Source organism: Achromobacter aegrifaciens (assembly GCF_902859735.1).
GTDB classification, from domain to species: Bacteria; Pseudomonadota; Gammaproteobacteria; order Burkholderiales; family Burkholderiaceae_B; genus Achromobacter; species Achromobacter aegrifaciens.
Map to the genome: position 1 here is coordinate 545,979 of NZ_CADIJY010000004.1, position 24,702 is coordinate 570,680.

Sequence of the window (24,702 nt, forward strand, 5' to 3'; positions counted from 1 at the left end):
CTTATGTGGCCGCGCCGGCGGCGGCTTGCGCCATTGCTTCACGGCGCAGGATCTTGCCGGGGCGGGCCATCCCGGGGCGGGCCATGCCGGCTTCGGCCGGGAAGACCTGCTGGCCGTTGACCAGCACGTGCTCCACGCCCGCGGAAGCCAGCGTCGGCGCCTCCCAGGTGGCGCGGTCCTCGACCGTGTCGGCGTCGAACACAACGATGTCGGCCCAGGCGCCCTCGCTCAGCTGGCCGCGCCCGGCCAGGCCGAACACGCGGGCCGGCAGGGAAGTCATCTTGGCGACCGCGGTCTCCAGCGTCATCAGCTCGGCCTCGCGCACGTAGCGGCCCAGCACGCGCGTAAAGCTGCCCCACAGCCGGGGATGCGGATGCGCGTCGTTGGGCAGGCCGTCCGAGCCCACCATGCAGCATTCGTGCTGGAAGATGCGCTGGACCTCGGCCTCGTCCATGGCGAAGTAGATCGCGCCCGCGGGACACAGCCGCTGCGCCGCGGTGGTCTTGTCGCAGCCCCAGCGCGCCGCAATGTCGCTGAGAAACTGGCCGCCGCATTCGGGATGGGGCGTGGACCAGGTGATGCGTATGTCCTCGATGGTCTCGGCGCGCTCTGGAATCAGGATGGTGGAGCTGCCGGGGTACGGGTAGATGTCCAGCGCCACCTCGACGCCCTCGCCACGCGCGCGGTCGATGTTGGCCAGCGTGGCGCGGCTCTTGCCCCAGTTCTGCGGCATCATGCATTTGTGGTGCGACAGCACGGTGGCGCAACCCGTGTTACGACCAACCGAGAGCACCTCGTCGACGGCCGCCTCGACCTCGTCGCCTTCGTTGCGGATATGGCTGGTATGCATGGCGCCGCGCGCCGCCGCCACCCGCGCAAGCCCCTCCAGTTCAGCGGGACGCGCCGCGCCGCCAGGCTGGTAGGCCAGGCCCGTGCTGAAGCCCACCGCGCCCGCGGCCAGGGCTTCGTCCAGCATGCGCTGCATGCTGTCCTGTTCTTCGGCCGTAGGCTGGGCCGCCGGGTCGCGCATGGCGGCCAGTCGCAGGTTGGCGTGCCCCACCAGGGCCGCCACATTGATCATGGGTTGCTGCGCGCGCAACTCGCCGAAATAGGCCTGCATGTCGGCGAACAGCGGCGTCTCCCCCAGCAGGGCCAGCGCCGCGGCCGTATTGCCCGGCAAGGGCGCCGGGGCGCCGCTCACGCCGCAATTGCCCACCACCACCGAGGTGATGCCCTGGGTGGTCTTCCATTCCAGGCCGGGCCGCTCCACGAACATCAGGTCGTCGTGGCCATGCACATCGATGAAGCCGGGGGCCACGATCTTGCCGCGCGCGTCCACCCGGCGCGTGGCAGCCCTGCCCGACAGGTCGCCGATGGCGGCGATGCGCTCGCCCGCCACGCCCACGTCGGCGCGCCGACGTGGGCCGCCCAGGCCGTCGATGACCCAGCCGCCTTCAATGATCAGATCCAGAGGTTCCTGCCGCATGGTGCTCCCGCCTTGAGGGTGTCGCCGGCGGATACGCCAGGCCAGCGGACGCCGAAAGGGTCTAGTATCGTCGGCCCGATCAATCTGGGAAAATTGTTTTTATTGATCCATCTATCGCTATTTGAAATGAATCGTCTGCCCAAGCACGTCACCCTGAAGCACCTGACCGCCTTCGTCGCGGTGGCCCAGGAATCCAGCTTCACGCACGCGGCCAAGCGCCTCTTCCAGACGCAGTCGTCGGTGACCAGCCTGGTGCGGCAGCTGGAAGACGCGCTCGCCACGCAACTGTTCGCGCGCACCAGCCGGCGCGTGCTGCTGACGGCGGCCGGCGAGGAATTCCTGCCGCGCGTCATGCGGCTGCTGGCGGATTTCGATGGGGTGATAGACGACGTGCAGCGCTATGGCGCGCTGGAGCGCGGTCGGGTCGGGGTGGCGGCAGCGCCGTCTGCCATCACGCAGATCATCGCGCCCGCCGCCGCGGCGTTTTCCGCCCGCTACCCGGCGGTGCGCCTGTATCTCAGCGACGACAACTCCGGCCGCATCCAGCGCAAGGTCGCCGCGCGCGAGGTCGACTTCGGCCTGACCAGCCGCTGGGCCGACGCGCCCGGCCTGCAGTTCGACGCCCTGCTGGAAGATCGTTTCGGCGTGTTGTACCGGGAAGACGACGCCAGCCTGCGCCCCGCGCGCGACGGCACGATGCGCTGGTCGGACCTGGCCGGCCGCAAACTGGTGGGGGTGGTGGACGAGACCGGCATCATGGCGCTGTTGCGCGCCCGCGCCGACCTGCCGATAGAAGCCGGCGCGCCATTCTACGAAGCGTCCAGCACCACCTCGCAGGCGGCGCTGGTCCAGGCCGGCCTGGGCGTGGCGCTACTGCCTGCGCTGGCCGCGCAGCGGGTAATGGAGCCGGGACTGGCCTACGCATTGCTGGCGCGGCCCACTGTCGTGCGCACGGTCTGCATCATCCGGCACAAGGAATACCCCTTGAGCCCCGCCGCGCAGGCGCTGATTCGCGCCATCCACGACTACCTGCGCAGCGCGCCGCTGCCGGCCGGCTGCAAGCGCATGCCGGCCAAGGGTTTGAAAGCCTGAAAGACAGGCTCGGCGCGATCAGGCTCCGCGCAGCTTCTCATCCAGCGCCGCCAGCCCCGCCGCGAACACGTTGCGGCCCACGGCGTTGGCCACGTCGCTCAGCTCCGCGCCCTCGACGCGGAAATCCGCCCACCACTCCACCAGCGTGTGGCCGCCCTCGGTGACGGCATGCAGGGACACGCCGGCGATGTAGTCGCGCATGGGCAGGTCGGTCTCGATGATGGAGTAGCGCAGCGCCGTGCCCGGATCGTCCAGCATCAGCAACTGCTCGCGGACGAAACCGGAAGGCTTGAGCGACAGGTGCCGCACGCTGCCTACGGCGTCATGGCGGCCGCCTTCTTCCAGGCGGCTTTCGGCGATGCCGGGATGCCAGGCGGCCAGGCCGTTGAAGTCGCGGAAACTCGCCCAGACTTTCTGAAGCGGCGCGTGGATGATGGCGCTGACGTGTACGGTATGCGGCATGCGGACTCCTGCGGGCGCGCGGCCCAGGGATGGAGAAAACGTCGGAAGCGACGGAATCAGAACGTCAGGCTCTTGAATTCGCGCGTTGCCGCGGTCAGTGCCTGTTCAGTGGGCAGCCGCTCCATCGAGCTGGCGCCATAGAAGCCATGGCAATGCTTGCACGCGCGCAGCACGTAGGCCGCGTCTTCGGGCGTGGCGATGGGACCGCCGTGGCACAGCACGATGATATCCGGGCGCACCGCCAGCGCGGCAGCGGCGATGCGGTCGATGGCCGCCACGCAACCGTCCAGCGTCTGCGCGGTCTCGGCGCCAATCGAGCCGCCGGTCGTCAGGCCCATATGGGCCACGATGATGTCGGCGCCGGCCTTCGTCATGGCGGCGGCGTCGTCCTCATTGAACACGTAGGGCGTGGTCAGCATGCCCTTCTTGTGGGCCAGTCGGATCATGTCCACTTCCAGCGCGTAGCCCATGCCGGTCTCTTCCAGGTTGGCGCGGAAGGTGCCGTCGATGAGGCCCACGGTGGGAAAGTTCTGCACGCCGGCAAAGCCCTGGCGCTTGAGGTCGTCCAGGAACACGTCGAAATCGCAGAACGGATCGGTACCATTGACGCCGGCCAGCACCGGCGTCTTCTTCACCACCGGCAGGACTTCGCGCCCCATGTCCACCACGATCTCGTTGGCGTTGCCATAAGCCAGAAGCCCCGCCAGCGACCCGCGCCCCGCCATGCGGTAGCGGCCCGAGTTATAGATCACGATCAGGTCGATGCCGCCCGCTTCCTCGCACTTGGCCGACAAGCCGGTGCCCGCGCCGCCGCCGACGATGGGCGTGCGCGAGCGCACCATGGCGCGATACTTGTCCAGGAGTTCGTTGCGGTCAAAGCGCGGCATGGCGGCGGTCCTCAGTGTGTAGCGATTTCAAGAAATTGGTCGACCGCGGTCTGGGCGAAGAGCGGGTCGTTGATATGGCACGGCACGCGCACCAGACGGCGGTCGGCGGTCTGCACCAGATTCGCCTCCAGCGCCGCGTACAGCGCGGCGTCGGCTTCCGGATCCCAGAACGCCTGTCCCGGCGCGTCCAGCGCAGAGACGCCGCCCTCCGGGATCAGGAAGCGCACCGGGCCCTGGCATTGATTCAGCCTGGCGGCGATCCATTCGCCCTGGCGGGTGTTTTCTTCCACGGTGGTGCGCATCAGCGTCACCTGCGGATTGTGCGGATAGAACTTGCGGCCGCGGTAGCGTTCCGGAACGGTGTCCATGGCGCCGAAATTCACCATGTCCAGCGCGCCGCAGGAGCCCACGTAAGGCAGCCCGGTGCGGGCCACTGCGCCGAAGCGGTCCTCGGTGCAGGCCAGCACGCCGCCAAACAGGAAGTCGCAGACTTCGGTGGTGGTCAGGTCCAGCACGCCGCCCAGCAGATGGCTGTCCAGCAGCTTTTCCATCGACTGCCCGCCCGTGCCGGTGGCATGGAACACCAGGCAGTCGTAGCGGGACTCCAGCAGCGGCGTCACCTGCTGCACGCAGGCGGTGGTGACGCCGAACATGGTGATGCCCACGGCGGGCCGGCCGTCATCGGCCGTGGCGCTCGCCGCCTGTTTGAAGGCGCCGCCGATCGCGCCGGCGGCATTGGCCAGCACCCGGCGGGAAATGCGGTTCAGGCCCGCGACGTCGGTCACGGAATACATCATGGCGATGTCCGAGGGCCCGACATAGGGCGCGACATTGCCCGAGGCCATCGTCGACACCATCAGCTTGGGCGTGCCGATCGGCAGCGCGCGCATGGCGGGCGTGATCAGCGCGGTGCCGCCCGAGCCGCCCAGGCCCAGCAGCGCGCCTATCCCGGCGTTGCCGGCCGCGTAGCGTTCGAACGCCAGCGCCATGGCCGCGATGGCCGTGCCACGGTCGCCGGTGAAGACTGCGCCGGCGCCGCCCGGATGGCTGGCGGCCACCTCGCTGGCCTGCACCTGTGCCGCGCTGGCGGCGCCGGAAGTGGACACGTCCACCGACACCGGATCCAGTCCGTCCCGGCGCAGCAGGTCCATCACGTACTCAGCCTCTTGGCCCTTGGTGTCATAGGTGGCGGCCACGTAGATCCGCCGATTCGAATGCGTCATGACTCCTCCGCGGGCGGCTACACTCGGTGCGCGCCTCGATATGTGAGGCCGCGAGGCCTGTAGAATCTAGAAATGAGACGAAAGAATCATACTGAGACACCTGTCTCACGTCAAACTCCCGCCCCCTCCGCGGCCGGCACGGCGCGCCTGATCGCGCCGGCCAGTCCGCAAGCCGCCGCCAGCGGCGAACCGCCGCACGGGCCGCGCGCGCGCATGCGCAAGATCCTGCTGGATGCGGCGCAGCGGCTGATGGCCCAGGGCATCACGCCGTCGGTGGCCGAACTGGCCGAACACGCGCAGGTATCGCGCGCCACCGCCTATCGCTACTTTCCCAGCCAGAGCGCGCTGATCGCAGCCGTGGTGGACGAGAGCCTCGGGCCCATCCTGGCCTGGGACTCTGCCGCGCCCGACGCCGCCGACCGCATCGACGAACTGCTGCGCTTCGCCTACCCCCGGCTGGCAGCGCACGAAGCGCCGCTGCGCGCCGCCATCATGGTGTCGCTGCAGCAGCACGCCGAAGCCAGCGCCGGACGCGCCGCAACCGAACCCCGGCTGGTGCGCGGCCATCGCGTCGACATCCTCAGGCGCGCCATCGCGCCGCTGGCGCCCGAGCTGACCCCGGCCCAGCTGGACCGCGTGGCCCAGGCCTTGTCGCTGGTCTATGGGACGGAGGTGTTCCTGGTGTTGAAGGACATCTGGAAACTGGAGCTGGCCGAACTCACGGACGTAGCGCGCTGGACCGCCCGCGCCATCATCGCGCAGGCGCGCGCAGAGGCGAAGGCCGCCAAGGCCTGAACGGCTTCAATCGCGCCGGTTCATCCCGGCGGAGATGGCCCGCGCCGTGCGGCACAGCGGCTCCAGGCACTGCTCCACCATCTGCTCGGCCGTGCGCACGCCCTGGATCCACACGATGTTGACGCAGCCGTAGAGCCGCCCCGGCGCGGCCAGGATAGGCAGGGCGATGGCCTCCAGCCTATCGTTCTGGTCCTTGCGGGTCTTGTCGTAGTCGCCGCCAAAGCGCTGCTCGCGCAGGCCGTAGCCTTGGCGGCGTGTCTGCTCCAGCATTTTCTCCACGGCGGCGCAATCGTGGGCCAGCGCGTCGCCCTCGCGGCGGCTGCGGCGCAGCGCGGCCAGGATCGAATCGCGCTCTTTGTCGGCGCAGAACGCCAGATACGCGCGCCCCACCGCGGAGCGCAGCATGTTGATCTGGAAGCCGATGTTGTCGCGGCGGATGGTGAAGTACGACTGGCTGCGGTTGGTTTCGCGCACGATCATGGCGGTGCCGCGGCGCACCGTCAGGTCCGACGGCCACAGCACCTGCGCCTGCAGCCGGTCCAGCTCCGGCGCCGCGCACTGGCCCAGCAGATCCAGCACGCGCGCGCGCCGGCTGGGCTCGTTGAGCGAGCTGGCGGGGCAAAAATAGTCGTCCGCGATCCGCCGCCAGATCAGTCCGCGCAGTTGCAGCGTCGCCAGGATGCGCAGCAGCGTGGCCTTGGCGTAGCCGGTGCGCACATGCAGCTCCTGCAAGCTTGCGCCCTGCGTGGCGCGCACCTCGTCCAGCACGATCAGGCCGCGCTCCAGCGCGTCTATGGTCTTTACCTTCGGCGTCCAACGGCTCATTGCGCCCCCTCTTTCAGCACAACTGGAAATTTCACTCAGTGAAACTCTAGCAAAACCTGCTTGAGCCGCCCAGCCCCCGCGAAATATCGTGGCGTCTAACGCAAGCCGCGGTGGCTGGCGGAACGGGAAGAGAGGCGGGAATGAGCGGACAGGCTGTACGCAATGTGCTCTGGATCATGTGCGACCAACTGCGCTGGGACTACCTGTCCTGCTATGGGCACCCGCGCCTGCGCACCCCCAATATCGATCGTCTGGCCGCCGAAGGCATGCGTTTCGACAATGCCTTCGTGCAGGGCCCGGTCTGCGGGCCGTCGCGCATGTCCTATTACACCGGCCGCTATGTCACCAGCCACGGTGCGGTGTGGAACTTCGTCCCCATGCCTGTCAGCGAAATGACGCTGGGCGACTACCTGCGCCCCCTGGGCGTGCGCGTGGCGGTGGCGGGCAAGACCCACGTGGAGGCCGACAGGTCCGGCATGCGGCGCCTGGGCATAGATCCGGCAAGCGCCAGCGGCCTGCTGGCCGCGCAAGGCGGCTTCGAGCCCTACGACCGCGACGACGGCATCTGGCCGCCGGGCTTCAGCGACGAATCGCACCACTACACGCAATACCTGCGCAAGCAAGGCTACGACGGCGCCAATCCCTGGCACGACCACGCCAACTCGGCGCTGGGCGCCAACGGCGAGATCCTGTCCGGCTGGAACATGCGCTATGCCGGCCTGCCGGCGCGCGTCGCGCAAGCCGACTCCGAAACGCCCTACATGACGCGGCGCGCGATCGAATTCATGGAGCAAAGCGGCGAGCAGCCCTGGGTGCTGCATCTGTCCTACATCAAGCCGCACTGGCCCTATGTCGCACCCGCGCCGTACCACGCCATGTATTCGGCCGACGACATGCAACCCGCCAAACGCGCGGCGCGCGAACTCGAAAACGCGCATCCCGTGCTGCAGGGCTTTCGCCAGGCCGAGGTCAGCAGGAACTTTTCCTGCGACCAGGTGCGCGAGACCGTGATACCTACCTACATGGGCCTCATCAAGCAGGTCGACGACCAATTGGGCGTGCTATTTGACTACCTGCGGCGCAGCGGCCGCGACCAGGACACCATGGTCATCTTCTGCAGCGACCATGGCGACTACCTGGGCGACCACTACCTGGGCGAGAAGGAATTGTTTCACGATTGCGTGGCCAAGGTGCCGCTGATCGTGCGTCTGCCCGGCGACGGCGCGCGCCGCGGCGTGGTGGAATCGCGGCTGGTGGAAGCGATCGACCTGGTGCCCACCATCCTGGACGCGCTGGGCGCCGAGATCCCCGACCACATCCTCGAAGGCCGTTCCCTGCTGCCGCTGCTGCGCGGCGAGGAACCCTCCGACTGGCGCCGCGCCGTGTTCTCGGAAAACAACTACGCGTTCCGCGACTTCGTACGCGAACCGCTGGGCCGTCCCGCCGACGGCTGCCACACCATCATGGTGCGCGACCACGATTGGAAGTACGTCCATTTCGAAGGCCTGCGTCCGCAGCTGTTCGATTTGCGCGCCGACCCGGACGAGTACGACGACCTGGGCGCGGATCCCGCGCACGCGTCCGTGCGGGAACGCTACCAGGCCATGCTGTTCGACTGGCTGCGCAACCGCAGGATCCACCCCACCGTCAGCCACGCCGCCATGACGGGATGGACACGCAAGGAGGACTCGGTCGGCATCCATATCGGCAGGTGGTAGCGCAGCGCGCCCAAACCCGCGCGCCTGAAAAATAAACGTCAGGAGACAGCATGAAACCGCAAGTACTTGCGCTGGCAGCCTGTATGGCCGCCAGCACGGCGTCGCACGTCCAGGCGCAGGAGGAGTGGCCCACGCGCGCCATCCGCATCGTCGTCGCCTTCCCCGCGGGATCGCCGGGCGACACCGCCGCGCGCATCGTGGCCGACGCCGTGGGGCAGTCGCTCAAGCAGCCGGTCATCGTCGAGAACCGCCCCGGCGCGGGCGGCAACATCGGCGCCGAAGCGGTGGTCCGTGCGCCCGCCGACGGCTACACCTTCCTCGAAGCGCCCGACACCGTCGTCACCATCAACCCCGCCATCTACCGCAAGCTGAATTTCAAGGCCGACGACCTGACGCCGGTGGTCGCGCTGGCGAACTTCAACCAGATGCTGGTGTGCTCGGCCGCCTCGGGCCTGCGCACGCTGGCGCAGCTGGACGCGCAAGCCAAGAAGACGCCCGGCGCCCTCAGCTATGCCTCCGGCGGCCAGGGCGTGCCTGGCCATCTGGCGATGGAGCTCTATCTGTCGGGCGCCGGCCTGGACATCCTGCATGTCCCCTACAAGGGGCCGTCGCCCGCCACGCAGGACGTGCTGGCCGGCCAGGTGCCCTGCGGTTATCTGGCCTCGCCGGTGGTCGCGCCCTACGTTGCGGCCGGCAAGCTCTACGGGCTGGCGGTGTCGGGCAGCGCGCGCTCGGTCCAGGCGCCGGACGTGCCGACCATGCAGCAGGCCGGCGTGGCCGGCTACGACGCCACCTTCCGCGAAATGCTGTTCGCGCCCAAAGGCACGCCGGCCGCCATCGTGCAACGCATGAATGCGGAGGTGGCGCGCGCCCTGGCGCTTCCGGAGGTGAAGCAGAAGCTGCAAGGCAACGACCTCGATCCGCAGCCCGAATCGCCCGACGCCACTGCGCTGCGCTTGCGCGAGGACGCCGCCAAATGGACCGGCGTCATCCGCAAGATCAATCTCAAGGTGGACTGAGACGCCCGCCCCTTTCCCCCGTCCGCGCCCTTTCCGCCGCGCGGGCAGCAGTACCCGACACAGGAGGCACCATGAACACCGCAACACCGACCACCGTCTTCGGCTCGCTCAAGGATTACCGCAAGGGCTCGATCGAGATCACACAAGGCTCGCCGCGCCATTACGTCTTTTCCAACATTTTCGAGGTGGCCGCGAACTCGGCGCCCTACGAAAAGGTCGTCGTCGGCAAGAACCTGGAATACGTCATCGAAACGCTGCGCGCCGAAGGCGTATCGCCTTGGTACGCCTGCAGCCACGACGAGTTCGCGATCCTGATGGACGGCCAGGCCCAGGTCGAATTCCTGGCGCTGGACCAGCCGCCCCCCGCCGCTGACGGCACGGTGCTGGCGGGGACGGCCCCCGCCGGCAAGCCCATGGGCCGCGTGCTGCTGGGCCGCGGACACCAATGCCTATTGCCCGCCGGCTGCGCCTACCGCTTCACCGCACCGTATCCGGGCGTGCTGCTGATCCAGACCCGCGCCGGCGAATTGTCCGTCGAAAAGTGGGCGGACATCTGCCTGCAGTAAGCCGCCCCCCTTTTTCCTTTTCTGGAGTACCGATATGGCCATGCTGGACACCCCCGCTCCCGCCTCTTCCTTCGCCGCCGGCAAAGTCGCGGCTGGGCCCGCCGACGCCGTCACCGGCTACAAGCGCTTCGATCTCGGCGCGTTCACCTTCACCCGTGACGAATACTTCGTCAAGGTGCACTGGCCTTCCAAGGGCCAGACGCGCACCCACGCCATCGCGGCCGACGCTTTCCTGCGCGCGCTGATGCGCGACGTGGCCTGGGGCTTCTTCTACGGCTGGGTCAACTTCGACCACGTGTTCGGCACGCGCAACCACTACGGCAAGGTGGACGTCTACGCCGGCTCGTTCAACGGCGTCATGAAGGCCGCGGGCGTGGACTACACGGAAACCTTCGACACGCCGCTCATCATGGCCACCTTCAAGGCCATGCTGCACGACTGGACCAACGAAGGCTTCGATCCGTTCGCCGCGCCCGAGGAAACCGGCTCCGCCTTCGGCCGCAAGCACGGCGACAACATCGCCGCCATCGAGCGTTCGCGCATCGCCACGCGCCGCATGCCCGGCCTGCCGGAAGACTCGCCGCTGCGCGACGACCTGCCGGTCAACCGCGCCTTCGCCGACGTGACCCAGGATGAGCCGCAGATCCAGGCCGAACCGGGCTACGAAGGCGCGCTGCACGCGTTCAGCCTGTTCAAGTACCTGTCGCGCTCGGACGTGACCTGGAACCCCTCTGTCACCTCCGTCTGCGGCGCCAGCCTGTTCTGCCCCACCACCGAGGAGTTCATCCTGCCGGTGTTCCATGGCAATGACCGCGTCGAATGGTTCCTGCAACTGTCCGACGAAATCGTCTGGGACATCGGCGACAAGGACACCGGCGCGCCGCGCGCCCGCGTCACCATGCGCGCAGGAGACATCTGCGCCATGCCCGCCGACATCCGCCATCAGGGTTATTCGACCAAGCGCTCGATGCTGCTGGTCTGGGAGAACGCCACCCCCGATCTGCCCCAGCGCTACGAAAGCGGCGAACTCGCGCCCTACCCCGTCGAGTTCTGAATCCGCCTCCTTCCACCCATCACGTATCCAGAGCCATGCAGAACAAACTCTTTATCGACGGCCGTTTCGTGGACGCAGCCGCCGGCGGCACGATAGACGTGCTCAACCCGCACGACGGAACCCTCATCACTGCCATCGCCGCGGCCGAAGCCGAAGACGTGGACCGCGCGGTCGCGGCCGCGCAACGTGCCTTTCCCGCCTGGTCGCGCATGGCGGCGGCCGAACGCGGGCGCCTGCTGCTCAAGCTGGCCGACCTGATCGAAGCCAACGCGGAAGAACTGGCGCAGCTGGAAACGCTGGACACCGGCCATCCGATACGCGACACGCGCGGCCTGGACGTGCCGCGCACCGCCGGCTGCTTCCGTTACTTCGGCGGCATGGCCGACAAACTGCAAGGCAGCGTCATTCCGGTGGAAGCGGGCTTCCTCAACTACGTGCAGCGCGCGCCCATCGGCGTGGTCGGCCAGATCGTGCCGTGGAACTTCCCGCTGATGTTCACCAGCTGGAAGCTGGGGCCGGCGCTGGCGGCCGGCAACACGGTGGTGCTAAAGCCTTCCGAACTCACCCCCCTGTCGACCCTGCGTATCGCCGAACTGATGGCCCAGGCGGGCTTTCCCGAAGGCGTGGTCAACATGGTCCCCGGCTACGGCCACACCGCAGGCCAACGCCTGGCCGAGCATCCCGGCGTGGGCAAGATCGCCTTCACGGGGTCGACTGCCACCGGCCGCCGCATCGTGCAGGCGTCCCAGGGCAACCTCAAGCGGGTACAGCTGGAACTCGGCGGCAAGGGCGCCAATATCGTGTTCGACGACGCCAACCTCGACGCCGCCATCAACGGCGCGGCCTGGGCCATCTTCCACAACCAGGGCCAGGCCTGCATCGCAGGTTCGCGCCTGATGCTGCACGACAAGATCGCCGATGCCTTTCTGGAGCGCTTCACGGCGCTGGCGAATTCCATCCGCCTGGGCGACCCGCGTTCGCCCGATACCGAAATGGGTCCGCTGACCTCGGCGCAGCATCGCGACAAAGTCCTGTCCTACGTGGGCATTGCCGCCGAACAGGGCGCGCGCCTGCTGGCCGGCGGCCAGGCGCCCGGCGGCGAACTGGCCCGCGGCTACTACGTCGCGCCCACCATCGTCGAAGCCCGGCCCCAGGACCGCGTCGCGCAGGAAGAAGTCTTCGGCCCTTTCGTCACCGTGCTGCGCTTTGGCAGCGACGAGGAAGCGCTGGCCATCGCCAACGCCACCGATTACGGCCTGGGCAGCGGCCTGTGGACGCGCGACCTGGCCCGCGCCCACAAAATGGCAGGCGCCATCCACGCCGGCATGTGCTGGATCAACTGCTACAAGCGGGTCAATCCCGGCAGTCCGTTCGGCGGCGTGGGCCAGTCCGGCTACGGACGCGAAATGGGCTTCGAGGCCATGCATGACTACACTGAGGCAAGGTCCGTGTGGGTCAATGTGGACGCCGCCGTGCCGCCGCATTTCAAGCGCTGAGGAGCCGCCATGAACCCTGCCATGCCGAACGCCGAAACCGCCCTGACCGACACGGTCGCCGCCGCCTTTGCCCAGACGCCGGATCCCAGGCTGCGTCAGCTGATGCAGTCCCTGGTGCGGCATCTGCACGCCTTCGTTGCCGACGTCGAGCCCACCGAGGCCGAATGGATGGCCGCGATCCGGTTCCTGACCGAGACCGGCCAGATCTGTGACGGCGCGGTGCGGCAGGAATTCATCCTGCTGTCCGACACGCTGGGCGTATCGATGCTGGTGGACGCCATCAACCACCGCAAGCCGGGCCAGGCCACCGAGAGCACGGTGTTCGGCCCCTTCTACATGGCCGGCATGCCCGAGCGCGCGGCGGGCGAGGACATGGCGCAGACGCCAGGCGAGCCCGCGCTGGTGCATGGTCATGTGCGCGACACCGAAGGCCGGCCGCTGGCCGGCGCCGTGCTCGACGTGTGGCAGACGGCCGCCAACGGCATGTATTCGGGCCAGGACCTGGACCAGCCGCAGGGCAATCTGCGCGGCCGCTACCGCAGCGGCGAAGACGGCAGTTTCGCGATCCGCACCATCCTGCCGGTGTCCTATCCGATCCCGGGCGACGGTCCCGTCGGCCGCATGATGGCGGCGACCGGCCGGCACATCTTCCGGCCGGCGCATCTGCACTTCATGATCGATGCGCCTGGGCACCAGCGGCTGGTAACCCATCTGTTCAACGCCGGCGATCCGTATCTCGCGTCGGACGCGGTGTTCGGCGTGAAGCCCTCGCTGGTGCTGCAATACCGCCCGCAAGCTGCGGATTCCGCGCTGGGCAAGCGCTACGGCTTCGGGTCGGACTTCCACGAGGGACGTTATGACTTCGTGCTGCCCCGCGCTTGAGCACGCCGCCGGGGCGGCGCTGTGCCGGGTCGAAGACATTCCGGATGGCGGCTCGCTGACGGCGGAGATGGGCGCGCAGCCGGTGGTCTTGCTGCGGCGGGGCCAGACGGTCTGGGGCTACGTCAACCGCTGCCCCCACTTCTCGGTGACGCTCAACGCGGCCGACGGCGCGGTCCTGACCTACGAAGCCCAGGTATTGATGTGCGCGCATCATTCGGCCCTGTTCCGCTTCGAGGACGGGCTGTGCATCGAAGGCCCCTGCCAGGGCGCGGCGCTCGACCCGCAACCGCTGCGCGTGGACGCGGGACGCGTCTACGCGGCCGATTCGAATCTGAAAATCGATTGAAAGGTTGACGCCGCCGACAACAGTTGTTACACACACAGACGCATTGCACTTGCCCTCAGAATCTCTCCATAAGAGGTGGTTTATGAACAAGCGTATTGTTGTCGTAGGCGGCGGCGTAGGCGGCACCATGCTCGCCAATCAGCTCGCCGGAAAGCTGTACCCCGAAATCAGCCGCGGTGAAGTCTCCATCACGCTGCTGTCGGACACGCCAGATCACTACTACAAACCGGCGTTCATGTACGTGGCCTTCAACCTCTTCTTCCAAGAGGAACTGAAACGGCCGGAACGTTCCCTGCTGCGCCCCGAGATCGAATTCCGCGTCGACAAGGTCACGCGGTTCCACTTCGACCGCCAAGAGGTCGCCACGCAGAGCGGCAAGCGCTACGGCTATGACTATCTGGTCATCGCCACCGGCTGCGTACCCTCGCCCGAACGCATCGAAGGCCTGAAGGAGGCCGGAGACCACTTCTACCAATACGCGCCCGCCAGGCAGTTGGCGGACCGCCTGTCGCGCATCGAGCGCGGGCGGGTATTCATCAGCGTCACCTTCCCCAAGACGCCCAACGTCCCGCACCAGTGCGGCATCGCGCCGATCGAAACCACGCTGATGCTGGACGACTACCTGCGGCGGCGCGGCGTGCGCGACAAGGTGGAGATCATCTACACCTACCCCACCACCTCGCAGCTGCTTCGCAATTGCCTGTTCCTGCAGCGGCCAACCTGCGAAGTGCTACCCGCCATCTTCGAGCAGAAGGGCATACAGTTTCAACGCGGCTTCACCTTGTCGCGGGTCGATCCCGACCGGCGCATCGCCTACTCGGAGGAAGGCGGCGAACAGCCCTTCGACATCCTCATGGCCACGCCGCCGATACGCGCGGTGGATGTCGTGCTGGAGTCCGGCGTGTCGCAAGCCGAAAACAACGAAGGCTGGCTGCCGACCGACCATGAGACGCTGCAGGTCTACGGGCTGCAGAATGTCTACGTCATCGGCGACACCGTCGACCTGCCGGTCAGCAAGGCGGGCGGCTCCTGCCATAACCAGGCGCCGGTCATCGCCAACAACATCGCCGGCGAGATCCGGCTGGGCCAACCGTGCAGCGCCTATGACGGCCGGGTGCAGGCGGTGGCCCAGATGGGGCTGAACGCCGGCATGCCGCTCTGGTACGACTACACCCATGACGTGCTGCCCACGCCGCCCACCAAACTCGGCGGCCTGCTGCGCCACGGGTTCAACCGCGGCCTGTACTGGGCCGTCGCAAGGGGAATGCTATGAACGCGCCGCACGAAGCAAGCGCCACGCAGGCCGCCGACGCGGCCGCTCCGTTCCTGGGCGGCGGGCCGGGCGCACGCGCGCTGGCCGACAGGCTGGGCCTGCTGGCCGAAGCGGGACGGCTGGACAACATCGCCGACCTGCTGTCGCTGGCGTCCGATCTGGTGGATCTGCTGGATCAGTCCATGGTGGAAAAGCTGGCGCTGCTGTCGGAACAGGCCAGCAGCGCCGCCTGGACCGCCGCCAATACGCTGCGCGATGCCCACACTCGCACATTGCAGGAAGCGCGCCCTCCGAGCCTGACCGGCCTCATCGGCCTGATGCGCGATGAGGACACCCGCCGCGGCATGGCCGTGGTGCTGCGGGCGCTGCAGACGCTGGGCAGGCAGATGGCGGCGCAACGCAAGGACTACGCCGACGCAAGCTGAAGACGCATGTAAAAAACCCCCGGAAACTGGACGTCAGTCCAGCTTCCGGGGGTTGTTTTCATGCGCGGCCGGGATCTCGCCGCGCCGGACCCGTTTACTGCAAGGTCCGCGTAAAGACGAACTGCCCGTCCTGCCAGTCCACCGGCACCACGTCGCGCGGGCCGAAGCGGCCTTCCAGGATCAGGCGCGCCACCGGGTTTTCGATCTGCTGCTGGATCGCGCGCTTCAAGGGGCGCGCGCCGAACACCGGATCGAAGCCGGAGCGGGCCAGTTCCGCCAACGCGGGTTCGCTCACTTCGAGGCGCATCTCCTGCTTTTCCAGGCGCTCGCCCAGGCGGCGCAGCTGGATGCGGGCGATCGACTCGATGTGCTGCGCTTCCAGGCCATGGAACACGACCACTTCGTCGATACGGTTCAGGAATTCGGGGCGCAGGGTCTGCTTGAGCTCGTCCCACACCACTTCCTTGACCACTTCGTAAGGCTTGCCGGCCAGGCTCTGGATATGGTGCGAACCCAGGTTGGACGTCATCACGATCACCGTGTTGCGGAAGTCCACCGTGCGGCCCTGGCCGTCGGTCAGGCGGCCGTCGTCCAGCACCTGCAGCAACACGTTGAAGACGTCCGGATGGGCCTTTTCGACTTCATCCAGCAGCACCACGCTGTACGGCTTGCGGCGCACGGCTTCGGTCAGGTAGCCGCCTTCTTCGTAGCCCACGTATCCCGGCGGCGCGCCGATCAGGCGGGCCACCGAGTGCTTCTCCATGAATTCGCTCATGTCGATGCGGATCATGTGCTCTTCGGAATCGAACAGGAACTCGGCCAGCGCACGCGTCAGCTCGGTCTTGCCCACGCCCGTGGGGCCCAGGAACAGGAAGGAGCCGTAGGGGCGCGACGGGTCCGCCAGGCCGGCGCGCGAACGCCGGATGGCGTCGGACACCAGGCGTACGGCCTCGTCCTGGCCCACCACGCGCTTATGCAGGTATTCCTCCATGTGCAGCAGCTTCTCGCGTTCGCCCTGCATCATCTTGGACACCGGAATGCCGGTGGCGCGCGACACGACCTCGGCGATTTCCTCGGCGCCGACACGGGTGCGCAACAGGCGCGGACGCCCTTCGCCGCCCTCGGCTTCCTCGGCCGCTTCCGCGGCGCCCACTTCGGCCGCCTTCAGGCGCGCTTCCAGGTCCGGCAGCTTGCCGTACTGCAGCTCGGCCAGCTTGTCGAACTGGCCCTTGCGCTGCAGTTCCGCCATTTCGGCGCGCACGCTGTCGATTTCTTCCTTGATGGCCTGCGTGCCCTGCACCGCCGCTTTCTCGGCCTTCCAGATTTCCTCGAAGTCGTTGTACTCGCGTTGCAGCTTTTCGAGTTCGTCCTCGATCACGCCCAGGCGGCGCTTGGAAGCGTCGTCGGATTCCTTCTTGACGGCTTCGCGCTCGATCTTGAGCTGGATGATGCGGCGGTCCAGCTTGTCCATCACTTCCGGCTTGGAATCGATTTCCATGCGGATGCGCGCGCCGGCCTCGTCGATCAGGTCGATGGCCTTGTCAGGCAGGAAGCGGTCGGTGATGTAGCGGTGCGAGAGCTCGGCCGCGGCCACGATGGCCGGGTCGGTGATCTCGACGCCGTGGTGGATTTCATAGCGCTCCTGCAGACCGCGCAGGATGGCGATGGTGGATTCCACGTCGGGCTCGTCGACCAGCACCTTCTGGAAGCGACGCTCCAGCGCCGCGTCCTTCTCGATGTACTTGCGGTATTCGTCCAGCGTGGTCGCGCCGATGCAGTGCAGCTCGCCGCGCGCCAGCGCGGGCTTGAGCATGTTGCCGGCGTCCATCGCGCCTTCGGCCTTGCCCGCGCCCACCATGGTGTGGAGTTCGTCGATGAAGACGATGTTGCTGCCGTCGTCCAGCGACAGCTCTTTCAGCACGGCCTTCAGGCGTTCTTCGAATTCGCCGCGGAACTTCGCGCCGGCCAGCAGCGCGGCCAGATCCAGCGACAGCACACGCTTGCCGCGCAGCGTTTCGGGAACTTCGTCATTGACGATGCGCTGCGCCAGGCCTTCGACGATGGCGGTCTTGCCCACGCCGGGTTCGCCGATCAGCACGGGGTTGTTCTTGGTGCGGCGCTGCAGGATCTGGATGGTGCGGCGGATTTCGTCGTCGCGGCCGATCACCGGGTCGAGCTTGCCTTGGCGGGCGCGCTCGGTCAGGTCCATGGTGTACTTGGACAGGGCTTCGCGGTTGGATTCGCCTTCCGCGCCGGAGACGTTCTCGCCGCCGCGCACGGCGTCGATCGCGGCCTCCAGGGCCTTTTTCTGCAGGCCCGCGTCGCGCAGGATGCGGCCGGCGTCGCCCTTGTCGTCCGCCAGCGCCAGCAGGAACAGTTCGCTGGCAATATAGGTGTCGCCACGGCGCGCGGCTTCCTTGTCGGTGCGGGTCAGCACCGCCTGCAGGTCGCGGCCGACCTGGACGTTGTCGTCGCCCTGCACCTGCGGCAGGGACTTCAGGGCGCTGTCGATGGCCGACTGCACCCGGTTGACGGCCACGCCGGCGCGCGCCAGCAGGCTGCCCGCGCCGCTGTCGGAATCCGACAGCAAGGCGGAGAGCACGTGGATGGGCTCGATGTAGGGATGGTCGTTGCGGGCGGCCAGACTCTGAGCGTCGGCCAGGGCTTGCTGGAACTTGGTAGTCAGTTTGTCGAATCGCATAATGGTCGTTTGGCTTGTTGGGGAGCCTGACCGATACGTGCCGGCTGGCTCGATATCCTGAATATGCGGCCAGATGCGAGAATTTCAACACCCTGCCCGCGCCATGGTTTTTTCGACGTGCAGCAACAACCTGACCTATGAGCATATACGTTTTTGTCTACGGCACCCTACGCGCGGGCGAAATCAATGACCTGGCTCAAGCCGCCGCCCGGCGCGGCCTGCCGGCGGCCCGCCATGTCGGTCCGGCCAGCGTGCCGGGCCGCCTGGTGGACTTCGGCGACTGGCCCGGCCTGATCCCGGTGGACGACGGCCGGCGCGTGCGCGGCGACGTTTTCCAGGTGGAGCCCGCCCTGGTGGCGCTGATGGACGAGATCGAGGAGTACGAATCCGGCAAGCCCTGCTGCTTCGTGCGGCGCGAGGTCGTGGCGCGCCTGGAACCGCCCGCGCAAGCCCCGGAACTGCGCTGCCAGTACTATCCGATAGACCCAGCCCTGCGCGGCGCGGCGGTCGATATAGCCGCCGACGACTGGGTCGCTTACCGCCTTGCGCGCCCCCTATCGGACGCCCCGTAAGACGCCCGTAGTAACAACGGACTACAATACAGCTTGTCTTAAGCTTTATACCCATGCCGGCATCCGTCCGCGCAATGGGCACTATAGAGGTCATCGTATGCAAAAACGGGTCCCCGTTGCCCCTGATGCCGCCCATTGCTCCACATGCATGCTGGGGCATGTGTGCGTGCCCGTGGGCATGGCAGCCGCGGAAGTGGAAAAGCTGGACGAACTGGTCAGGGAACGCGTGCGCCTTGAAAAAGGCAAGCCGCTCTATTCGCTGAATCACCCGCTGGACGCGGTCTACAGCGTGCGCTTCGGCAGCCTCAAGACGCAGCTGGAAGACGCGACCGGCCAGATCCAGGTCACCGGCTTTCATCTGCCCGGCGAAATCGTCGGCATGGACGGCATGCTGGACGGCAAGCACGTCTCGACCGCCGTGGCGCTGGAAGATTCCGAGGTCTGCGTCATCCGCCTGGCCGACATCGACCGGGTCGCGGCCCACCTGCCCTCGCTGCAGCAGCAATTCCGCCGCCTGATGAGCCGCGAAATCAACCGCTCGCACCAGATGCTGGCATCGCTGGGCTCCATGCGCTCCGAGCAGCGCCTGGCCGCGTTCCTGCTGAACTTGTCGCAGCGCTACGCTTCGCTGGGCTATTCCTCCACCGAATTCGTGCTGCGCATGAGCCGCGAGGAAATCGGCAACTACCTCGGCCTGACCCTGGAAACGGTCAGCCGGCTGTTCTCGCGCTTTGCGCGCGACGGCCTCATCAAGATCAACCAGCGCGAGGTCCGCATCCTGGACCTGCCCGCGCTCAAGCAGTTGCTGGGCCAAGAGAGCTGCTGAATTTCCGCCGCGCCATGCGCCGCGCACCTATCCTCCCCTTGCTTGTAGCGCGGCCGGACCGCATGCGCGGCCTGGCCGCGCTGTTCGCCCTGGCGGCGCTCGCGCCGCTGGCCGCGCGCGCGCAGACGCCCCTGCCCGACCCTTACGACTACAGCGAAACCGCGCCCGCGCCCAAGCGCGCGGCGCCCTTGCGCTGGCAGTCCGTGGAACTGGGCAAGCCCGGCCACCGCTACAAGATGCCGGTCTACGCCAACCGCGACCTGGCCAAGGACGACCTGCGCAACATCAAGCAGGTCGTGGTCGTGATCCACGGCGTCAAGCGCGACGCCGACCGCTATTACGAATCTGTCGCCGCGCTGCTGGCGCACAACCCCGAGCGGGCCCGCGACACCCTGATCCTGGCGCCGCGCTTCTCGGGCTCCATCGATTCGGGTTTCGGCGGCATGGCGGCCTGGCGCAAGGCCAGCTGGGAAGACGGGGAAGACAGCGTGCAGGCCGCGGGACGCCCCGCGCCCGTCAGCTCGTTCCAGGTGCTGGACGACCTGCTGCGCAGCCTGGACGACCGCAAGCGCCTGGCCTCGCTGGCCGGCATCGTGCTGGCCGGCCACTCGGCCGGCGGGCAGTTGGTACAACGCTACGCGGTGCTGAACAACATCGACGGCCCGCTGCGGCGCGACGGGCTGGCGCTGCGCTACGTCGTCGCCAATCCTTCGTCCTACCTGTACCTGAGCAACGAGCGCCCCCGCGCCGACGGCAAGGGCTATGCGCCCTACGAGCGCGGCATCTGCCCCACCTACAACCAGTACAAGTACGGCCCGGACAAGCTGCCCGCGTACTCGCGCGAGACCGACGAATCCAAGCTCTTTGTGCGCTACGCCGCGCGCGACGTCACCTATCTGCTGGGCGGCGCAGACAACAATCCCGAAGACCGCCTGCTGGACAAGACCTGCGGCGCGGAAGCCCAGGGCGCGACCCGGCTGGCCCGCGGCATAGGCTACGCACAATACGAACACGTGCTGGCCGCCCGCGGCGCCAAACCCGTGACGCTGCACCGGCGCGCCTTCGAAGTGGCCGGTATCGGCCACAACAGCAAAGGCATGTTCGGCTCGGTCTGCGGCACGCAGGCGCTGCTGGGCGACGAGGCCCAGGCGGCGGACGGCGCCGCGCCTTGCGAAGTCATCAAGCCACGCGGCAAGTGAGCCGGCGCGGCCAGGCCTGACAAAAAGCTGAACAAGAAGCGGTATTGATACGCGTGCATTTCCGCGCGCGCAGGCGCAACATAACGCAATGCATGTTCCATTCGCGGCCCACCCGCGATCGCGTGTCCGGCGTCCCCCGACAAACGCACCCGAAGGATGGATATGACACAAGCGTATCTCGACATCCCCGACGCGAAGCGCCGCATCAAGGCGATCTTCATCGGCTCCATGGGCAATCTGGTGGAGTGGTATGACTTCTACGCCTATACCGCTTTCGCCCTGTACTTCGCCCCCGCGTTTTTCCCGTCCCACGACCCGGTCGTCCAGCAACTGAACGCGGCCACGCTGTTCGCGGCCGGCTTCATCGTGCGTCCGCTCGGCGGCTGGCTGTTCGGCCATCTGGCCGACCGCCATGGGCGGCGCCTGTCGCTGATGGTGTCGGTGGGGATGATGTGCGTGGGCTCGCTGATCATCGCGGTCACGCCCACCTATGCCACCATCGGCCTGGCCGCGCCCGCGCTGCTGGCCCTGGCGCGCGTGATCGAGGGGCTGAGCCTGGGCGGCGAGTATGGCGCCAGCGCCACCTACCTGACCGAGATCGCGGACCCCGAGCATCGCGGCTTCTATTCCAGCTTCCAGTACGTCACGCTGATCGGCGGCCAGCTCTGCGCCATCCTGGTGCTGCTGCTGTTGCAGAACGTGTTCCTGACCCACGAGCAGTTGGTGGAATGGGGCTGGCGCATCCCCTTCGTGATCGGCGCCATGCTGGCCATCATCACGGCCCTGATGCGGCGCGACATGCCCGAGACGGATTCCTACAAGGAGGCGCAGAAAGCGCCCAAGCCGCAGACCAGTTCGCTGCGCGGCCTGCTGAAATATCCGCGCGAGGTCGCGATCGTGGTGGGCCTGACCGCGGGCGGCACCGCGGCGTTCTATACCTTCACCACCTACATGCAGACCTTCGTGCGGCAGACCTCGGGCTTCTCCGACATCGTCACGACCTACATCATCGCCGGGTCGCTGATCTTCGCGCTGATCCTGCAGCCGGTGTATGGCGCGCTGTCCGACAAGATCGGGCGCAAGCCGCTGCTGGTGTTCTTCGGCGTGGCAGGCGCGGCGCTCACGGTGCCCATCCTGATGACGCTGTCGCATACGCATTCGCCCTTCATGGCCTTCCTGCTGATCTGCGGCGCCTGGGTGTTCACGGCCGGCTACACCTCCATCAACGCGGTGGTGAAGGCGGAGCTCTTCCCCACCAACATCCGCGCCACCGGCGTGGCCGTGCCCTACGCCGTGACGGTGTCGATCTTCGGCGGCACGGCGCCGGCCATTGCCCTGTTTTTCAAACAGCAGGGGCACGAGGAGTGGTTCTACTACTACCTCGCCGGCATCATCTTCCTGTCGCTGCTGGTGTACGCCACCATGCGCGACACCAAGCACCGGTCGGCCATGCACCAGCACGCCTGATTCCTTTCGCGCCAACTTTGTTGCTTGACAGTCCCGCGGCTTCGGCTTAATACTTAACCCTATGGTTAAGTTTAAAGACGACACGCTGGACAGCATCTTTTCGGCCCTGGCAGACGGCACGCGGCGCCGGGTGCTGGCCGACCTGGAACAAGGCGCGGCCTCGGTCAGCGAGCTGGCCCGGCCGCACGCCATGTCCCTGCCCGCTTTCATGAAGCATCTGCGCGTGCTGGAAGACGCCGGCCTGATCGCCCGCGCCAAGGACGGCCGCGTCGTGAACTGCACGCTATCGCCCGAACCCATGCGGGCGGCATCCGACTGGCTGGCCCGCTACGAGAAGTTCTGGAACGGGCAGCTGGATTCGCTGGCGCGCTACCTGTACCACGAGGAAGAGGTCCACCCATGGAAAAACGAAGCACCCGAGGCGAAACAGCCCCCATCGAACTCCGCCTCAAACGCCGCTTCGACGCCCCCGTCGAACGCGTCTGGCGCGCCTGGACGGACCCGCAAGCGCTGATGCGCTGGTTCGGTCCCGCCGAAACCCGCAAGGTGTTGCGGGCGGAAACCGACGTGCGCGTGGGCGGCGCCTATCAGGTGGGATTCGCCACCGAGGACGGGCTGGAGCACCACGCCAGCGGCCACTACCGCGAAGTCGAACCGCAGCGCCGCCTGGTGTTTACCTGGGCCTGGCGCGATACGCCCGCGGAAGTCTCGCTGATCACCCTGGAATTCACCCCTGCCGGCGGCGGCACCGAGCTTGCCTTCCTGCAAACCCCGTTCGTCGACCAGGCCACCCGCGACAGCCACCAGCATGGCTGGCTGGGCGCGCTGGAACGGCTGGCGGCCCATCTGGCGAAGCCGGCCTGAATCCCCGCCGTTCGCCCTACCCGGGCCTGCCGGCCCGTTCCAAGGAGACACACGATGCAGACCGATCACCCCGTCGTATCCCGAGCGCAATGGGACATCGCGCGCGAGGCGCTGCTGCGCCGCGAAAAAGAACTGACTCATGCCCAGGACGCGCTGGCCCGCGAGCGCATGGCCCTGCCCTGGGTCAAAGTGGACAAGCCCTATCGCTTCCAGGGCGCGGCCGGCTCCGTGGACCTGGCCGCGCTGTTCCAGGGCAGGAGCCAGCTCATCGTCTACCACTTCATGTTCGGCCCGGACTGGGAGGAAGGCTGCGTGGGCTGCTCGTTCCTGGCCGACCACATGGACAGCGCGCTCATGCACCTGCGCCAGCATGACGTGACGGTGGTCGCCGTGTCGCGAGCCCCCTACGCCAAGCTGGAGGCCTTCAAGCGCCGCATGGGCTGGCAGTTCCCCTGGTACTCGTCCGAAGGCTGCGACTTCAATTTCGACCTGCTGGCCTCCGTGCCCAAGGCCGACGGCAGCATGGAGGAAAACTCCGGCGCCAGCGCGTTCTTCCGCGACCCGGACGGCGAGATCTTTCATACCTATTCAAGCTTCTCGCGCGGCGTGGAAAGGCTGGCCGGGGCCTACAACTACCTGGAATTGGCGCCCCTGGGCCGCAACGAGAACGGCCCGCACTTCAACCTGGGCGACTGGGTACGCCATCATGACCGCTACGACGACGCGCGGCCGCACGCCTGCCACGCCTGCGGCTAGGCGCAAGCCCGGCGATGCAGTCCGCGTGGCCTCCGACGCCGCCGTCCTGTGGCTGGCCTGCACCGCAGCCATGGCCGCGGGGCTGTGGGCAGACACGCTGCGCACGCCGGCGGCGCTGCTGGCCAGCCTGTGCGGGGCGTCCGGCGGGCTGCTGGACCAAGCGTGGCGCCATGCGGCCCTGATGCCCGCCAGCAGCGCAGCCATGCTGCTTGCCGCGCTACTGCCACTGCCGGGCGCGCCGCGCATGGCAGCGCGGCTGGCCTGCGCGCTGGCGATGGCGCTGGGCATGCTGGCAGGGGCTCAATGGGGCATGGCGGCGGCGCTGGCCGCGAGCGTCGCGCCATTCGGCGGAATGGCGGCCGGCATGGCGCTGGGAATGGGCGTCGCCATGGCCGCCGCGGCGCTGATTGCAGGCGCTAGCGCCGCGCCCCGGTAAGCGGGCGCGGTGGCGCAACGGGCGCGGCCTCGATCGGCGCGGCCAGGGGCGCCTGGATTTCCAGGGCGGACTCGGCCTGCGCCACGCAGGGCAGGATCCAGCCTTCTTCCTTCTCGTCGCGCGACAGCCCCGGCCACTCGATGCGGTACGAGATCTCGCCTTCCAGCAGCAGGCACATACAGGCGCGGCATGTGCCGTTACGGCACGAACTGGGCAGCTTGATGCCGGCCGCCTGCGCCGCCAGCAGCACGGAGGTATCGGCCGACGCGTCAAAGCGCAGGCCGGCGGGCTGCACCAGAACGGGAAATGCGGACATGTCTGGACAGATTCCG

General features: G+C 67.6%; 26 protein-coding genes. 19 read left to right on the top strand and 7 right to left on the bottom strand.

Annotation, left to right across the window (positions count from 1 at the left end; all coding sequences use genetic code 11):
* Position 1: 1 nt before the first annotated feature.
* Entirely contained in the window at positions 2-1,486 is a 1,485-nt protein-coding gene (locus tag HV766_RS15575) for an N-acyl-D-amino-acid deacylase family protein (protein ID WP_175181449.1), read from the bottom strand.
* Between the two features lie 126 nt (positions 1,487-1,612).
* Between HV766_RS15575 and HV766_RS15580 the strand changes: the two genes are divergently transcribed.
* Positions 1,613-2,578 (top strand): LysR family transcriptional regulator, encoded by a 966-nt coding sequence (locus HV766_RS15580; protein ID WP_054452471.1) that lies wholly within the window; start codon positions 1,613-1,615, stop codon positions 2,576-2,578.
* Between the two features lie 18 nt (positions 2,579-2,596).
* On the opposite strand, the gene HV766_RS15585 is transcribed toward HV766_RS15580, so the two are convergent.
* The 3 genes from HV766_RS15585 to HV766_RS15595 are packed head-to-tail and all read right to left on the bottom strand — an operon-like array spanning position 2,597 to position 5,150.
* Entirely contained in the window at positions 2,597-3,040 is a 444-nt protein-coding gene (locus HV766_RS15585) for an SRPBCC family protein (protein WP_054452474.1), read from the bottom strand.
* Positions 3,041-3,096: 56 nt separating this feature from the next.
* Positions 3,097-3,927, bottom strand: a complete 831-nt coding sequence (locus tag HV766_RS15590; RefSeq protein WP_054452477.1) for a phosphoenolpyruvate hydrolase family protein — start codon at positions 3,925-3,927, stop codon at positions 3,097-3,099.
* Positions 3,928-3,938: 11 nt separating this feature from the next.
* Positions 3,939-5,150, bottom strand: a complete 1,212-nt coding sequence (locus HV766_RS15595) for a Tm-1-like ATP-binding domain-containing protein (RefSeq protein ID WP_175181450.1) — start codon at positions 5,148-5,150, stop codon at positions 3,939-3,941.
* Positions 5,151-5,297: 147 nt separating this feature from the next.
* Here HV766_RS15595 and HV766_RS15600 point away from each other — a divergent pair, with 147 nt between their 5' ends.
* Complete coding sequence (locus HV766_RS15600; protein ID WP_054453648.1) at positions 5,298-5,945, top strand: TetR/AcrR family transcriptional regulator; 648 nt, start codon at positions 5,298-5,300, stop codon at positions 5,943-5,945.
* Positions 5,946-5,951: 6 nt separating this feature from the next.
* On the opposite strand, the gene HV766_RS15605 is transcribed toward HV766_RS15600, so the two are convergent.
* On the bottom strand, positions 5,952-6,770 hold the full coding sequence (locus tag HV766_RS15605) for an IclR family transcriptional regulator domain-containing protein (RefSeq protein WP_156337347.1): 819 nt from the start codon (positions 6,768-6,770) through the stop codon (positions 5,952-5,954).
* A gap of 140 nt (positions 6,771-6,910) precedes the next feature.
* Here HV766_RS15605 and HV766_RS15610 point away from each other — a divergent pair, with 140 nt between their 5' ends.
* From HV766_RS15610 to HV766_RS15650, 9 genes are all read left to right on the top strand, one after another.
* The gene (locus tag HV766_RS15610; RefSeq protein ID WP_054452483.1) at positions 6,911-8,488 is read left to right on the top strand and encodes an alkaline phosphatase family protein; all 1,578 of its coding nucleotides are present in this window, start codon (positions 6,911-6,913) and stop codon (positions 8,486-8,488) included.
* A gap of 50 nt (positions 8,489-8,538) precedes the next feature.
* The gene (locus HV766_RS15615) at positions 8,539-9,507 is read left to right on the top strand and encodes a Bug family tripartite tricarboxylate transporter substrate binding protein (protein ID WP_175181451.1); all 969 of its coding nucleotides are present in this window, start codon (positions 8,539-8,541) and stop codon (positions 9,505-9,507) included.
* 71 nt (positions 9,508-9,578) lie between these two features.
* Entirely contained in the window at positions 9,579-10,073 is a 495-nt protein-coding gene (locus HV766_RS15620; protein WP_119449283.1) for a cupin domain-containing protein, read from the top strand.
* A 34-nt stretch (positions 10,074-10,107) separates the two neighbouring features.
* A complete protein-coding gene (locus HV766_RS15625) occupies positions 10,108-11,127 on the top strand; it encodes a hydroxyquinol 1,2-dioxygenase (protein ID WP_175164164.1) in 1,020 nt (339 codons plus the stop codon).
* 35 nt (positions 11,128-11,162) lie between these two features.
* Positions 11,163-12,623 (top strand): aldehyde dehydrogenase family protein, encoded by a 1,461-nt coding sequence (locus HV766_RS15630; RefSeq protein WP_119449282.1) that lies wholly within the window; start codon positions 11,163-11,165, stop codon positions 12,621-12,623.
* A 9-nt stretch (positions 12,624-12,632) separates the two neighbouring features.
* A complete protein-coding gene (locus HV766_RS15635; protein ID WP_175164162.1) occupies positions 12,633-13,505 on the top strand; it encodes an intradiol ring-cleavage dioxygenase in 873 nt (290 codons plus the stop codon).
* A complete protein-coding gene (locus HV766_RS15640) occupies positions 13,480-13,851 on the top strand; it encodes a Rieske (2Fe-2S) protein (RefSeq protein WP_054452499.1) in 372 nt (123 codons plus the stop codon). The genes HV766_RS15635 and HV766_RS15640 overlap by 26 nt, the downstream gene beginning before the upstream one ends.
* Before the next feature lie 82 nt (positions 13,852-13,933).
* Positions 13,934-15,124 carry an NAD(P)/FAD-dependent oxidoreductase gene (locus HV766_RS15645; RefSeq protein WP_054452501.1) on the top strand — a complete coding sequence of 397 codons (1,191 nt, stop codon included), beginning with the start codon at positions 13,934-13,936 and terminating at the stop codon, positions 15,122-15,124.
* Complete coding sequence (locus HV766_RS15650; protein ID WP_175164159.1) at positions 15,121-15,549, top strand: DUF1641 domain-containing protein; 429 nt, start codon at positions 15,121-15,123, stop codon at positions 15,547-15,549. The genes HV766_RS15645 and HV766_RS15650 overlap by 4 nt, the downstream gene beginning before the upstream one ends.
* Positions 15,550-15,643: 94 nt before the next feature.
* Here the strand turns inward: HV766_RS15650 and clpB are convergent, their stop codons facing one another.
* Entirely contained in the window at positions 15,644-18,250 is a 2,607-nt protein-coding gene (gene clpB / locus HV766_RS15655) for an ATP-dependent chaperone ClpB (protein ID WP_054452508.1), read from the bottom strand.
* A 137-nt stretch (positions 18,251-18,387) separates the two neighbouring features.
* Between clpB and HV766_RS15660 the strand changes: the two genes are divergently transcribed.
* The 8 genes from HV766_RS15660 to HV766_RS15695 all read left to right on the top strand — a co-directional run bounded on the left by HV766_RS15660 (position 18,388) and on the right by HV766_RS15695 (position 24,370).
* Complete coding sequence (locus HV766_RS15660) at positions 18,388-18,822, top strand: gamma-glutamylcyclotransferase family protein (RefSeq protein ID WP_054452511.1); 435 nt, start codon at positions 18,388-18,390, stop codon at positions 18,820-18,822.
* A 97-nt stretch (positions 18,823-18,919) separates the two neighbouring features.
* A complete protein-coding gene (locus HV766_RS15665; protein ID WP_013394848.1) occupies positions 18,920-19,648 on the top strand; it encodes a helix-turn-helix domain-containing protein in 729 nt (242 codons plus the stop codon).
* Between the two features lie 14 nt (positions 19,649-19,662).
* Complete coding sequence (locus HV766_RS15670; RefSeq protein ID WP_254593322.1) at positions 19,663-20,847, top strand: hypothetical protein; 1,185 nt, start codon at positions 19,663-19,665, stop codon at positions 20,845-20,847.
* Between the two features lie 162 nt (positions 20,848-21,009).
* Positions 21,010-22,314: an MFS transporter gene (locus HV766_RS15675; protein WP_054452516.1), complete on the top strand. Its 1,305-nt coding sequence runs from the start codon at positions 21,010-21,012 to the stop codon at positions 22,312-22,314.
* A 61-nt stretch (positions 22,315-22,375) separates the two neighbouring features.
* Positions 22,376-22,828, top strand: a complete 453-nt coding sequence (locus HV766_RS15680; protein WP_119449275.1) for an ArsR/SmtB family transcription factor — start codon at positions 22,376-22,378, stop codon at positions 22,826-22,828.
* Positions 22,714-23,178, top strand: a complete 465-nt coding sequence (locus HV766_RS15685) for an SRPBCC family protein (protein ID WP_119449274.1) — start codon at positions 22,714-22,716, stop codon at positions 23,176-23,178. Before HV766_RS15680 ends, HV766_RS15685 begins: the two co-directional genes overlap by 115 nt.
* Before the next feature lie 54 nt (positions 23,179-23,232).
* Positions 23,233-23,934, top strand: a complete 702-nt coding sequence (locus tag HV766_RS15690) for a DUF899 domain-containing protein (protein WP_175181452.1) — start codon at positions 23,233-23,235, stop codon at positions 23,932-23,934.
* Positions 23,885-24,370 (top strand): hypothetical protein, encoded by a 486-nt coding sequence (locus HV766_RS15695; RefSeq protein WP_254593323.1) that lies wholly within the window; start codon positions 23,885-23,887, stop codon positions 24,368-24,370. Before HV766_RS15690 ends, HV766_RS15695 begins: the two co-directional genes overlap by 50 nt.
* Here HV766_RS15695 and HV766_RS15700 read toward each other — a convergent pair.
* Complete coding sequence (locus HV766_RS15700) at positions 24,351-24,686, bottom strand: 2Fe-2S iron-sulfur cluster-binding protein (protein WP_175181453.1); 336 nt, start codon at positions 24,684-24,686, stop codon at positions 24,351-24,353. The two genes, HV766_RS15695 and HV766_RS15700, sit on opposite strands and share 20 nt — an antisense overlap.
* Positions 24,687-24,702 lie beyond the last annotated feature (16 nt).